The organism is Pseudomonas sp. SWRI179 (assembly GCF_014268705.1).
GTDB lineage: Bacteria > Pseudomonadota > Gammaproteobacteria > Pseudomonadales > Pseudomonadaceae > Aquipseudomonas > Aquipseudomonas zanjanensis.
In genome coordinates this window covers 1-11,959 of record NZ_JABWRA010000002.1, presented here as the reverse complement: position 1 = coordinate 11,959, position 11,959 = coordinate 1, and the positions used below count along the sequence as shown (strand labels likewise).

General features: G+C 61.8%; 13 protein-coding genes. 5 read left to right on the top strand and 8 right to left on the bottom strand.

The annotated features are described in order from the left end of the window. Window position 1: 1 nt before the first annotated feature. From HU767_RS01465 to HU767_RS01430, 8 genes are all read right to left on the bottom strand, one after another. On the bottom strand, window positions 2-502 hold the full coding sequence (locus HU767_RS01465) for a lipocalin-like domain-containing protein (RefSeq protein WP_186728289.1): 501 nt from the start codon (window positions 500-502) through the stop codon (window positions 2-4). Window positions 503-507: 5 nt separating this feature from the next. After that, window positions 508-1,896 (bottom strand): MFS transporter, encoded by a 1,389-nt coding sequence (locus tag HU767_RS01460; protein ID WP_238349393.1) that lies wholly within the window; start codon window positions 1,894-1,896, stop codon window positions 508-510. Window positions 1,897-1,963: 67 nt separating this feature from the next. After that, window positions 1,964-3,019: an oxidoreductase gene (locus HU767_RS01455; protein ID WP_186705661.1), complete on the bottom strand. Its 1,056-nt coding sequence runs from the start codon at window positions 3,017-3,019 to the stop codon at window positions 1,964-1,966. A 45-nt stretch (window positions 3,020-3,064) separates the two neighbouring features. Further along, window positions 3,065-3,325 (bottom strand): DUF2790 domain-containing protein, encoded by a 261-nt coding sequence (locus HU767_RS01450; protein WP_186705662.1) that lies wholly within the window; start codon window positions 3,323-3,325, stop codon window positions 3,065-3,067. A gap of 341 nt (window positions 3,326-3,666) precedes the next feature. Next, window positions 3,667-5,046 (bottom strand): heavy metal sensor histidine kinase, encoded by a 1,380-nt coding sequence (locus HU767_RS01445; protein WP_186705663.1) that lies wholly within the window; start codon window positions 5,044-5,046, stop codon window positions 3,667-3,669. Further along, complete coding sequence (locus HU767_RS01440; protein WP_186705664.1) at window positions 5,046-5,750, bottom strand: heavy metal response regulator transcription factor; 705 nt, start codon at window positions 5,748-5,750, stop codon at window positions 5,046-5,048. The genes HU767_RS01445 and HU767_RS01440 overlap by 1 nt, the downstream gene beginning before the upstream one ends. A 166-nt stretch (window positions 5,751-5,916) precedes the next feature. Next, the gene (locus HU767_RS01435; RefSeq protein WP_186705665.1) at window positions 5,917-6,210 is read right to left on the bottom strand and encodes a type II toxin-antitoxin system RelE/ParE family toxin; all 294 of its coding nucleotides are present in this window, start codon (window positions 6,208-6,210) and stop codon (window positions 5,917-5,919) included. Next, window positions 6,198-6,470, bottom strand: coding sequence for a CopG family ribbon-helix-helix protein (locus tag HU767_RS01430; RefSeq protein WP_186705666.1), 273 nt, complete (start codon window positions 6,468-6,470; stop codon window positions 6,198-6,200). The genes HU767_RS01435 and HU767_RS01430 overlap by 13 nt, the downstream gene beginning before the upstream one ends. A 525-nt stretch (window positions 6,471-6,995) precedes the next feature. On the opposite strand from HU767_RS01430, the gene tssI reads away from it, so the two are divergent. The 5 genes from tssI to HU767_RS28715 all read left to right on the top strand — a co-directional run. After that, window positions 6,996-9,221 carry a type VI secretion system tip protein TssI/VgrG gene (tssI, locus tag HU767_RS01425; protein ID WP_186728288.1) on the top strand — a complete coding sequence of 742 codons (2,226 nt, stop codon included), beginning with the start codon at window positions 6,996-6,998 and terminating at the stop codon, window positions 9,219-9,221. Window positions 9,222-9,237: 16 nt separating this feature from the next. Beyond that, window positions 9,238-9,696 (top strand): DUF6484 domain-containing protein, encoded by a 459-nt coding sequence (locus HU767_RS01420; RefSeq protein ID WP_186728287.1) that lies wholly within the window; start codon window positions 9,238-9,240, stop codon window positions 9,694-9,696. Window positions 9,697-9,711: 15 nt separating this feature from the next. Next, on the top strand, window positions 9,712-10,827 hold the full coding sequence (locus HU767_RS01415; RefSeq protein WP_186728286.1) for a DUF2169 domain-containing protein: 1,116 nt from the start codon (window positions 9,712-9,714) through the stop codon (window positions 10,825-10,827). Continuing rightward, entirely contained in the window at window positions 10,824-11,861 is a 1,038-nt protein-coding gene (locus HU767_RS01410) for a hypothetical protein (protein ID WP_186728285.1), read from the top strand. Before HU767_RS01415 ends, HU767_RS01410 begins: the two co-directional genes overlap by 4 nt. Further along, a partial coding sequence (locus HU767_RS28715) for a hypothetical protein (RefSeq protein WP_238349398.1) occupies window positions 11,861-11,959 on the top strand: 99 nt, incomplete at its 3' end. The genes HU767_RS01410 and HU767_RS28715, both read left to right, overlap by 1 nt.

Genomic DNA, 11,959 nt, shown 5'->3' with positions numbered 1-11,959 from the left:
GTTACCGTACACGCTCAAAGACGATGTGAACCTTCGCCCCATCCGGGCGGCGAAAGTCTTCCACCATCCGGTCGCCGTCGACCTTCAACTGCAGGTCGTCCCGGGTACGCACAGCGCCCACCCAGTTCGGGAACGTAGACCCTTTGACAGTGTTGCCTGAGAACTCACCGTTCTGATCGACGGTATATCGCCCGAAGAAACCGATGCTCCCCGCCATCGCTGCCCGGTTTTCCTCATCGGTGCCTTCACCACGCACATTGGAACGAAACACCGGCACGCGCGGGTCAGTGAGCACTTCGACAAACGTCAGCTCGGGGGTGAAGACGAGCCAGCCATGAGGGTCGGGGCCGTAAGCATCGGCCTTGCTGCCCTGGCTCTCAACGGTTGCACTGACCATGCGCCACGTCCCGACCAAAGCGTTTTCTTTGCCCGTAAACACGCTGGAGCACGCCGATAAGGCAACGATCGCACCGATTGCCAGTACCTTATCTTTCAAACTCATCCGCATCACCTTTCACTCGCCGCGACAACGCCACGGACAATAGAGTGGGATTCCTCCTGGTCGGCTCGGTCTTCATCCCTGGCCGCGATGACCGCCAAGCGCTGTTCCCTGGAAGCGGCATAATCGGCCTGTCGCCCCAGTTGCCAACCCAAGTAGCCCCACAGCAACGCGCAACCCGCGCCCACCACAGCGACCGGGCCGGCGCCTTGCCCCAGCAGGTCAAGCAGACTCTTGATCCAGCCGCTCATGGCGTCACCCGCACGATAGACCACGGTGTCGATAAAGTTCTTGGCCTTGTATTTACTCTCGGCATCCAGTGGCGCGAACAACATTTCCCGGCCCGGTCGGACGAACGCGTACTCGCCGATCCGCCGCACGATCATCAGCGCCACCAGCAGCGCGAACCCCGGCGCCAACGCCAGGCCCAGGAAGCCGATGCACATCAGCAGCGGCACGATGGCCAGCAAGGCGCGCACCCCCAGCTTCGGCGCGATACGGCCGGTGATGAACAGCTGGGACAGTAACGCCCCGGCCTGCACGACGATATCGATGGTGCCGAAGATGCGCACTTGCGCTTCGCGATCCGGATAATGCTCGGCCACCAGGCGCGCCTGCTCGAAATAGAGGAAAGTGCTGACCGTCGCCAACAACACGACAAACCCGGCAATGCCCAACAGGTAAGGCGACCCGAGCACGGCCATCAAACCGCTGAACGGGTTGCCCTGCAAGGGCTGCCGGGGATGTTGCGTCGGCGCGGCGCCAAGACGGCCAGCCCCGCCCTTTTCGCGCCATGCCATCAATGCCCGTTTCAAGACCAGCGTGACGCCGAGCAACAAGGCCGCCAGAAACATCAACCCCGAAGCGCCGAGCGGACCGATGAGCAACGCGCTCAGGGCCGGCCCTAACAGGCCGCCGACGCTGGCGCCCGCGGCGATGAAGGCAAACAGACGCTTGGCCTGCTCGCTGTCGAATACATCCGCCATCAGGCTCCAGGCCACGGAGACGACGAACAAGTTATAGACCGAAATCCAGACGTAAAAGACCCGGGCCAGCCAGACACTGTCCGGCTGGAACTGGAACAGCTCGACGAACATCAGCAGGTTGAAGCCGAAGAAGCCGTACACCCAGTCGATCAGGCGCAGGCGTGGCACTCGGGAACTGAGCCAGGCGAACAACGGCACGGCCGCCAGCATGACCAGGAAGGTCGCGGTAAACAGCCATTGCAAGTTCTCCACTCCCGCCGCGATGCCCATCGATTCACGGATTGGGCGCAGCATGAAGTAACCGGTGAAGAGGCAAAGGAACAGCAGGAACCCGCACAGCGCCGGACGCAACTCACCGTCGCGGGCGTTGAGGGCGAGACTCAGCCGGTGCAAATAGGAAGGCGCACTCATAGGGACTCCAGGGAGACGGCAATAAGAAAGGTCAAGCGCGGGACGGACGCCCGCGCCCAGGGGTGCATCAGCGATAGGTCACGCCGGTGAGGCGCTCGGAGACGGCCCAGAGCCGCTCGGCATCCGCCTGCGCGCTTGCGGCGGGTGGCGTCTTGGCGAAGCCCAACGGACCGCGTCTTTCAGCGTCCCCGGTCGGGCCGTAATACGCTCCGCCCACGGCTTGCGCAGCCGTGGCGGCGTACAACGTCGGCAACGCCCCTTGTGCCGCTGAGTGGTAGGCGTCGCGGTCCTTGGCCCAGCGCCGACCGAACTCGCTGTCCAGGCCAGGACCGCGTTCGACCAACTCGGTGACCGCCACACCGGGGTGCGCCGCGATGCTGCGAATGCCCCAGTTTTCAGCGTCGCTGCGCCGCTGCAAGGCAAAGGCCCAGTGCAGGACCGCCAGTTTCGATTGCGCGTAGGCCGCATAGGGGTCGTATTTCTGCTCGCTCTGCAGGTCATCGAGGTTCATCGTGCCGCGCGTCGCAGCAATGCTGGACAGGCTCACCACGCGGGCATCCTGGCTTTGACGCAAGAGCGGCACCAACAGGCCGGTCAGTGCGAAGTGCCCCAGGTAGTTGGTGGCCAACTGAAGCTCAAAGCCATCGGCGGACGTACCCCGCTCGGGCGGCGCCATGACGGCGGCGTTGTTGATCAATACGTCGAGGCGCGGCAGCCGCTGATTGAGACGCTGGGCCAGGTCGCGCACCGATGAAAGATCGGCCAGGTCCACGTTCTCGAACTGCACTTTGGCGTCGGGCACGGATTCACGGATACGCGCGATGGCCTGGGCGCCGCGCTCCGGGTTGCGCGCGGCGATGATGACCTCGGCGCCGGCACGGGCCAAGGCCAGCGCGTCCTCGTAGCCCATGCCACTGGTGCCGCCGGTGACCAGGACAATCCGGCCTTTCTGGGACGGCATGTCGTGGGTCGACCAGTCCGGTTTCGGTGCTACGCGATCGGACGCCTCGACACTCACCGAAGCGAGCAGCGCGAAGCCGGCGGCAAGGGTTCTCGCCAGTCTCGCCAGCCGGCCCCTGTCACTCACGCGGCCAAGGGTAGGTGTTGTTGTGTTATTCCACATGGTGATAGTCCCTGTCTGAAGAAATGAACCGGCATCGCCGGACGGTCACTGTTTGGAGCACGCCTCGGCCAACTGCAGAAAGCTGACGTGCTTCTTGGTGCCTTGGCTGTTCAAGTAGGTCATCTTGGCTTGCACGACCTCGCACACCGGCGATGTCGCCTCCTCGATATGGATGACCCTGGCGATGTCCAGCGGCATGCCATATTCGTAGGCTGGGATCTGCGTTTGTTCTTTGGCGAGCAGCGGCGAGCCGCTCAAGGAGATGACGGCCAGCAGGCCGGCAATCGACAGGTTTCGAATATTCATAGTGGGCTCCACGACACGGTCCTCGTTGGGATGGTCGTAGCACTCTAGGAGGGGGCGACTGACGTCAAGGTGACTGCTGGCTGACGGGAAGATGTCAAACCCGAGCGCAATGCTGTTCTCTTAAGCCAATCGACAAACCCGTGGCGAGGGAGCTTGCTCCCGCTGGGCCGCGAAGCGGCCCCAAAACCTGCCAATTGCGGCGTATCAGACACACCGCACCCGCCGGTTTACGACTGCTTCGCAGCCGAGCGGGAGCAAGCTCCCTCGCCACAGGTCCATCATTTTTCTTAAGAGAACAGCATTGCAAACGCGGGCGGGCTTTTATTCGCGGGGGGCGACGACTAAGGCGCCGCCTGGTTCATCAAGGAAAAGCCGAAGGTATTGAAGCCATTTTCGCTATGGGCGAACACACGCCCGCCGTGCATGGACGCCACCGCTCGCACGATGGAAAGGCCCAGGCCATGATGCGCATCACTTCGCGCCCGGGCGGCGTCGGCGCGATAGAAACGCTCGAACAAACGCTCCAGGTGCACCGTGTCGATAGGCTCCCCGGCATTGGAAACGCTCACCTCGACCTGCATGCCGTGGCTGACCAGGCTCACGGTGATGATGCTGGTCGGCACCGCGTAGCGCGCCGCGTTCTGTATCAGATTGGCCAGGGAACGGTGAAAAAGGCGTCGGTCGATGCACACGCGCATGTCGCCGTGGATCTCCACGCTCAGTTGTTTGTCGTGCAGCACCGGCTCCAGGTACTCCACCGTCTTCGACGCCTCTTCATACAACGAGACATCACTGAGTTCGGTGGCCCGCTGCCCGCTTTCCGCCCCGGCGAGGAACAGCATGTCGTTGACGATGCCGCCCATCCGTTCCAGCTCTTCGAGGTTCGATTGCAGCAGGTCTTGGAGCTCACCCACATCTCGTCCATGGGCCAAGGCCACCTGGGTCTGGCCGATCAGGTTGGTCAGGGGTGTGCGCAACTCGTGGGCGACATTGGCGTTGAACCCTTCGAGCTGACACCATGCCGTTTCCTGGCGCGCCAGGGCGCCGTTGAACGACACCGCCAATTCCTGCAATTCCGCGGGCAACGCCTCAGTGTCCAGCCGCTGCTTCGAATCCCCCGGCGGCAGGCTATTGGCCTGACGGCTCAAGCGCCGGACCGGCCCGAGGCCGAAACGCGCGATCCAGTAACCGAGCAGCGCAACCAGGCCGATGCCCAACGCCGAAGTCAGGATCAGTATCTTGGTGAAATGGTTCAGGGTCTTCCTGAACGGCGTCGAGTCCAATCCCACGATGAAGCGCAGTTCCGGGCGATTGCCCATGGCGGGAATAGTCTTGAGCAAAACCATCATGGGGCACTCACGCTCTCGCCCAGGCAATTGGAGGCTGAAGAGTCCATCGGCGCGCTTGGACCAATCCTGGCCGTCCGGCATCGGCCCGCCATAGCTGAAGGCCGGGTTATCCACCAGAATCCAATAACGGACCCGTTCATCCGCGGGCGTCAGGCCGTCGAGCTTCTGACGCAAGCCGACCCAGAACGTCGGCGAATCGTATTTCGCCAGCACCGGGTCAAGCACCGAATGGCGCAGGACCAGTTCGTTCTGCATCTGTTCATCGAGCGATTGCTTCAAGGACGAACGCAGCAGTGTCGCGCTGATCGACATGATCAGCAGGACAGCGAGGGCGAACATCAGGGCCAGCCGCTTGGCGATGGAAATCTTCATCACGACGCACCGCTTTGCCTGCCAGGCTCTTCCCGGCTTTCCAGCACATACCCCATGCCGCGGACGGTATGCAGCAGCTTGCGCGGATACGGCGCGTCCACCTTGGCGCGCACGCGCTTGATCGCGACCTCCACCACATTGGCGTCGCTGTCGAAATTCATGTCCCAGACCTGCTCGGCAATCATCAACTTGGACAAAATTTCGCCCTGATGTCGCGCCAACAGGCTCAACAGACAGAACTCCTTGGCCGTCAGGTCCAGCCTCAGCCCACCCCGGGTCACCTTGCGTGCTTGCAGGTCGACCTCCAGGTCGTCGATGCGCAAATGCGTCAGGTCGGCCGTGTCACCGGCGCGGCGACGGATCAAGGCCTGGACGCGCGCGACCAGTTCGGCAAATGAAAATGGTTTGCCCAGGTAATCATCGGCGCCCTCGCGCAGCCCTCGAATACGGTCATCCACGGTTCCCCTGGCGGACAACATGATGACCGGGGTTTTCTTGTGCAGGCGCAGCCCTTGCAGCACGTCGTAGCCGTCCTTGCCCGGCAGCATCACATCCAGGACCACCACGTCGTAATCCCATTCCAGCGCGTAATGCAGGCCATCGATGCCATTGGTGGCAACGTCGACGATGTAGCCGAGCTCGGTCAAGCCACGATGGACGTAGGAGGAGGTTTTTTCTTCATCCTCGACAATGAGCAGGCGCATCAGGTGACTCCTCTACGGAAGCAAGGCAACCCAGTGAGTCTAGGCAGTGAAGGTGTCTGGAGGCTGACGGCTTCCTGACATTTTTGTCAGAAAGGGTTCGAGGACTGAGTATCACCCGGACAGGCTTGCGAAACTGAGCAGCCTTCGGGGATGACTTTGTGTCTCATCAGTAACCCGCTTCCTTTTGGTGTCGGAACGCCAATACGTACACGTTTTCTTCTGCGGGAACAAAACGGTAAAGCGCGACGTAGCCCGCATCACCAAAAGTAATGATCAACTCTCGTAGTTCGGGTGACTCGGCGAGGGGGCGACCTATGTGAGGGTCGGTTTCCAGGCGCATCAACTGCTGCTCGATGACTTGAGCCGCCCTGCGCGTCACCTGTACGTCTTTTTCCAACAGGAAACGACGACAACGCTCCAGCCCCTCAGCCGCCCCTGCAGTCACAATCAATCGTGGCATGCAGGAAGCTCCGACTCTTCCTCGGTTCCCCACGTTTTAAGCCAGTCTCGAGTCTCCGCCCCGGTCAGGTGCAGGCCCGTTTCCTGGTAGGCCTTCCACGAAGCCAACGCTTCCTGCTTGAAATTTTCCCGCGCTTCCTCCCGTACCACATACTGAGAAAGGGCTTCTCGCATGATCCAATGGGCCGAGCGCTGCCGCGCATTCGCCAACTGCTGGATGCGATATTTCAGATCTTCATCGATTTTGATCGACGTCGCCATAACGGCCCTCCAATATCAATAGGTATTACCTTTGAATACGATAGCACACTGAAACGTGCCTGATCCTAACGAAGGTACACGTAGAAGCGATACATCAAGACGCGCGCAATCGGTTGGGAGCCAGGTTTTACAAAGGCATAGCGCGGATCGCCATGCTGATCCCCGTTTCACCGTTATTCGATTTAGGAATCTAATCTATAGCGAATGAAACTAAGCAAACGATCTTCGAGTCACCTATCTTGACCCCATCAACTGCCAATCTGGTTGACGCCGGAACGTTACCCAACGGCTCAGAGGCGCCATCAAGCGGCGCCGGACAAACGTTCATCCGCAGGATACGGATCCGCTCGTACGTTCACATTGATTGAAAACCGCAAGACCGATAAGGAGATCACCCCTGTGGTGGATGTACAGCAATCGTTGGATTCAATTTCCCCTGGCATCTCCTCTGGCGACGACCCTTACGACGCCACCTTCCTTGCAACGGCCCACTGACACCCAAACAAGCGCCAAAGGAAGTCGTTCATGGCAATCACGCAAAACAGCCGTCTGGTGCAGGTCGACAGTCCGCTCGGCGGCGATGTCCTGGTGCTGCAGGGCATGGAAGGCAGCGAAGAACTGGGGCGGTTGTTTCACTACGAATTGGACCTGACCTCCGAAGATCGGGCGATCACGTTCGATCAATTGCTGGGCAAGCCGATGGGCCTGACCCTGGAGCTGTATGACGGCGGCAAACGCTACTTCCACGGCATCGTCTGTAGTTGCCGGCAGTTGACCGGGCACGGTCAGTTCGCCGGCTACCGCGTCAGCCTGCGCCCCTGGTTCTGGCTGCTCACGCGCACCTCCGATTGCCGGATTTTCCAGAACAAGACGGTGCCGGACATCATCAAGCAGGTGTTCCGCGACCTCGGCTTTTCCGATTTCGAAGACAGCCTGAGCGGCAGCTACCGCGAGTGGGAGTATTGCGTGCAGTACCGCGAAACCAGCTTCGACTTCGTCAGTCGGCTGATGGAGCAGGAAGGCATCTATTACTACTTTCGCCATGAAAAGGGCCGTCACGTGCTGGTCCTCGCCGATGCCTATGGCGCTCATTCCACGGCGGCGGACTATGCCTCGGTGCCCTTCTACCCCCCCGATCGGCAAATGCGCGAGCGCGATCATTTCTACGACTGGCAACTGGCGCGGGAAGTACAGCCCGGCTCGCTGGCGCTGAACGACTATGACTTCCTGCGCCCACGCGCCAGCCTTGAGGTGCGTTCCAGCGTGCCACGCAACCACACCAACGCCGACTACCCGCTCTACGACTACCCGGGTGAATACGTCCAGAGCAACGATGGCGATCACTACGCGCGGACCCGCATCGAAGCCATTCACAGCCAGTTCGAGCGTGTGCAATTGCGTGGCCGCGCCCGCGGGATCGGTTGCGGTCATCTGTTCACGCTGACGGGTTACGACCGCGAGGATCAGAACCGCGAGTACCTGGTGGTGATCGCCCGTTATCAGATTCGTCAGGACGCCTACGAAAGCGGGCAGTCGGAGGTCGCCGAACAGTTCGTCAGCGAGCTGGACTGCATGGATGCCAACCAGACCTTCCGCCCTCTGCCCCTCACGCCGATGCCCATCGTCCGTGGGCCGCAGACTGCCGTGGTGGTGGGGCCCAGTGGCGAGGAGATCTGGACCGATCAATATGGCCGGGTCAAAGTGCACTTTCATTGGGATCGTCATGACCAGTCCAATGAAAACAGCTCCTGCTGGATTCGCGTGTCCCAGGCCTGGGCCGGCAAGAACTGGGGCTCCGTGCAGCTTCCGCGGATCGGCCAGGAAGTCATCGTCAGTTTCCTCGAAGGCGATCCGGATCGACCGATCATCACCGGCCGTGTCTACAACGCCGAACAGACCGTGCCCTACGCGCTGCCCGCCAATGCCACCCAAAGCGGGACGAAAAGCCGTTCAAGCAAGGGCGGCTCACCGGCGAACTTCAATGAAATCCGCATGGAGGATAAAAAAGGCGCCGAACAGCTGTTTATCCACGCCGAGAAGAACCAGGACATCGAAGTCGAGAACGACGAAACCCACTGGGTCGGCCACGACCGCCGCAAGACCATCGACAACGACGAGACCGTGCACGTCAAGCACGACCGCACCGAAACCGTCGATAACAACGAAACCATCACCATCGGGGTGGATCGCAAGGAAAAGGTCGGCAATAACGAAACCATCTCTATTGGCGTGAACCGTACCGAGGATGTCGGCAGCGACGAGAAAATCACTATCGGCGCCAATCGCACCGAGAACGTGGGCAGCAACGAGACCATCACCATCGGCGCGGACCGCACGGAAAAGGTCGGTGCCAACGAGACGATCACCATCGTCAGCAACCGCACCGAGGACGTGGGCGGCAACGAAACGATCGGCATCAAGGGCAACCGTAACGAAACGGTCCAGGGCAACGAAGGGATCGAGATCAACGGCAACCAGAGCACCCAGATCGGCCAGAACGAATCCCGCGACGTCACCCAGAACCGCAGCACCAACATCAAGCAGAACGACACCCTGGATGTCGGCAAGCACTTCGCCCTCACCGCTGGCGACTCCATCAGCCTGACCACGGGCGCGGCCAGCATCACCCTGAAGAAGGACGGCACCATTGTGATCAGCGGCAAGAACATTACCCTCGACGGCTCCGGCGCCATCAACATCAAGGCGAACAAGAACGTTGTCGTCAAAGGCCAGAAAATCCTGCAGAACTAGCCACGGAGTGGGCGCCATGACCGTTGAATATCATTTACCCGCTGCCTCTACCGCCACCCCCGCCCGCGTGGATGGCGTCGTGATCGGGGTGCTGCTGGATGTGCCCAGTGCAGATGCGCCGGTGGTGGCCTTCCCGGGCTGCCCCGGCGAAATCGGCCTCGCCGCGCGCACCACCACGCCGCTCTCCCGTGAAGACATCGGCGCCCAGGTCGCCCTGATGTTCGAGGCCGGCGACCCGGCCCGGCCGCTGGTGATCGGTCGTATCCAGCGCCTGTTGGCGACCGCGATACCCGCGGTTGCCCACATGGACGGTGAGCGTCTGGAGTTCACCGCCGAGCGGGAAATCGTCCTGCGCTGTGGCAAGGCCAGCATCACCCTGACCCGCGCGGGCAAAGTGATCATCCAGGGCGCTTATCTGTCGAGCCGCTCCAGCGGGGTCAACCGCATCAAGGGCGGTTCGGTACAGATCAACTAGACAGGTAGTCGACTCATGGAGCTGCTCAACGCCAGCAAACTGCTTGCTGCCTACACCCAAGGCCTGGAGCCCAATGGCCGTGAATCCCTGGTGATCGTGGCCAAAGGCACTTTCAATTTGCCGCTGGACGGCCGTGCGGCAACCCTCGCCGACACCCAGCAACCGCTGCTGATGGCCGATATTTTCTTCGGCGAGCCGGGGCTCAGCGCCCCACTGCAGGAAATGGACTTCGCCCCGATCAAGCCGTTCTGCGATGTGCTGGTACGCGGCAAGGCCTACGCCCCGGGCGGGCGGCCCGTGACGCAGTTGGCCGCAGGCATTCGCATCGGTCAAATGAGCAAGGCCTTTTCCGTCCTCGGCCCGCGACAATGGCAACCGGGGCTATTGGGGGTTTCACCCGGTTTACCGCAGCCGTTTACCGAGCAGGACATCTCCTATGCCCAGGCCTACGGAGGTTCCCATCCCATGGCCAAGAATCCGGAGATGCGTCATTGCTACCCGGACAACCCAAGCGGTTGCGGTTGGTTCCCAGGCAGCATCGACAGTGCTGAAGTCGCTTACAAGCCAATGCCGAATACGGAGGAACTGGGCAAGCCGATCGACAGCCCCTCCGGCGACTTCCGCCCCATGGCTCTCGGCCCCCTGGGTCGCAGCTGGCCGCAACGCGCCCGTTTCGCCGGTACTTACGACGATGCCTGGCTGGCCGACTGCTTTCCATTTCTGCCGCAGGATTTCGACAGCCGCTACTTTCAGGCGGCCCCTGACGATCAGCAGATTCCCTACCTGCGTGGCGGCGAGGAGGTGCTACTGCTCAACCTCACGCCCCGGGAGCGCGCGAGCTTTCGCGTCCCCGAAATGGACGTGCCGGTGACCTTCTTTCTGAAAAAAGGCGGGCATGAGACTGTGCAGGCGGTGATCGACACCCTGCTGATCGACACAGACGCTCTCCAGGTGCAGTTGACCTGGCGTGTTTCCCGTCCGCTACGGCGCAACCTGTTCGAGATCGCTCAGGTGCTGGTCGGCACGATGTCCAGGGGCTGGTGGCGCGCCCGTGAACTGGGCAAGGATTATTACCCGTCGCTCTCCTCCCTGGTAAAAGCCAGGCGCGCCCCCGAGGAGACGGACGGATGACCGCACTTTGCATCATCGGCTCCGGCATGGTCAGCGCCGTTGGCCTCAGCGCACCCGCGAGCTGCGCGGCGATCCGCTGCGCCATCGACAACTTCCAGGAAACCCGTTTCATCGACCAAGGTGGCGAATGGCTGATCGCGGCCAGCGTCCCTCTGGAACAGCCCTGGCGCGGCCGCACCAAGCTGATCAAGATGGCCGCCCGCGCCATCGCCGAGGCGTTACAGAGCACTCCCGGGGTCGACGCGCAAAAGACCCCGTTGCTGCTGGGCGTGGCCGAAACCGAACGCCCCGGCCGCCTGGATGGCCTGGATCGAACACTGTTGCAGGACATCGAAGCTGAACTGGGCCTGCGCTTTCATCCCAGTTCCAACATCATCGCCCGTGGACGGGTCAGCGCTGCGGTGGCCCTGCTTGACGCGCGCACGCTGATCTACCAGGGCGGCCATCGCCACGTGCTGATCGCCGGCGTCGATTCCTTCCTGTGCGGGCCGACCCTGGCCGCCTTCGAAGAACGCGAACGCCTGCTGACCAGCGAGAACTCCAACGGTTTTATTCCCGGCGAAGGTGCTGCGGCGGTGGTACTGGCCGCTCCGGTTGCCAGCGCAACACCGCAACTGGCCTGCATCGGCCTGGGGTTCGGTATGGAGAAGGCCACCGTGGAGGCCGAAGACATTCCCCTGCGCGCCGAAGGCCTGACCCAAGCCGTACGAGCGGCCCTGAGCGAGGCCGGCTGCGGGTTGGAGCAAATGGATTATCGGCTTACCGACATCTCCGGCGAACAGTACTACTTCAAGGAGGCCTCCCTGGCCCTGAGCCGGACCCTGCGCGTGCGCAAGGAATTCTTCCACCTCTGGCACCCGGCCGACTGCATCGGCGAAGTCGGCGCCGCCATCGGCCCGGCCATGCTCGCCGTGGCGTTGGCCGCCAGCCGCAAGGGCTACGGTGAAGGTCCGAATATCTTCTATCACCTCGGCAACGACGCCGGCGAACGCGCCGTCGCATTGCTCAGTTACCAGACTGTGAGGGCTGCGTAATGGCGAATGAGGTCTACGCCAACAATATGGAAGTTTCCTGCAAGTCGGCGGCGGGCAAGTCGATCGCCTGCTTTCCAGATGTTTGCTTCACCCCGCCC

Excerpts from the sequence above, each read along its gene's own strand:
- HU767_RS01435 (WP_186705665.1), bottom strand. The coding sequence starts at position 6,210 with ATGCCACGATTGATTGTGACTGCAGGGGCGGCTGAGGGGCTGGAGCGT.
- HU767_RS01450 (WP_186705662.1), bottom strand. The coding sequence starts at position 3,325 with ATGAATATTCGAAACCTGTCGATTGCCGGCCTGCTGGCCGTCATCTCC.
- HU767_RS01430 (WP_186705666.1), bottom strand. The coding sequence starts at position 6,470 with ATGGCGACGTCGATCAAAATCGATGAAGATCTGAAATATCGCATCCAG.
- tssI (WP_186728288.1), top strand. The coding sequence starts at position 6,996 with ATGGCAATCACGCAAAACAGCCGTCTGGTGCAGGTCGACAGTCCGCTC.
- HU767_RS01440 (WP_186705664.1), bottom strand. The coding sequence starts at position 5,750 with ATGCGCCTGCTCATTGTCGAGGATGAAGAAAAAACCTCCTCCTACGTC.
- HU767_RS01445 (WP_186705663.1), bottom strand. The coding sequence starts at position 5,046 with ATGAAGATTTCCATCGCCAAGCGGCTGGCCCTGATGTTCGCCCTCGCT.
- HU767_RS01415 (WP_186728286.1), top strand. The coding sequence starts at position 9,712 with ATGGAGCTGCTCAACGCCAGCAAACTGCTTGCTGCCTACACCCAAGGC.
- HU767_RS01460 (WP_238349393.1), bottom strand. The coding sequence starts at position 1,896 with ATGAGTGCGCCTTCCTATTTGCACCGGCTGAGTCTCGCCCTCAACGCC.
- HU767_RS01420 (WP_186728287.1), top strand. The coding sequence starts at position 9,238 with ATGACCGTTGAATATCATTTACCCGCTGCCTCTACCGCCACCCCCGCC.
- HU767_RS01410 (WP_186728285.1), top strand. The coding sequence starts at position 10,824 with ATGACCGCACTTTGCATCATCGGCTCCGGCATGGTCAGCGCCGTTGGC.
- HU767_RS01465 (WP_186728289.1), bottom strand. The coding sequence starts at position 502 with ATGAGTTTGAAAGATAAGGTACTGGCAATCGGTGCGATCGTTGCCTTA.
- HU767_RS01455 (WP_186705661.1), bottom strand. The coding sequence starts at position 3,019 with ATGTGGAATAACACAACAACACCTACCCTTGGCCGCGTGAGTGACAGG.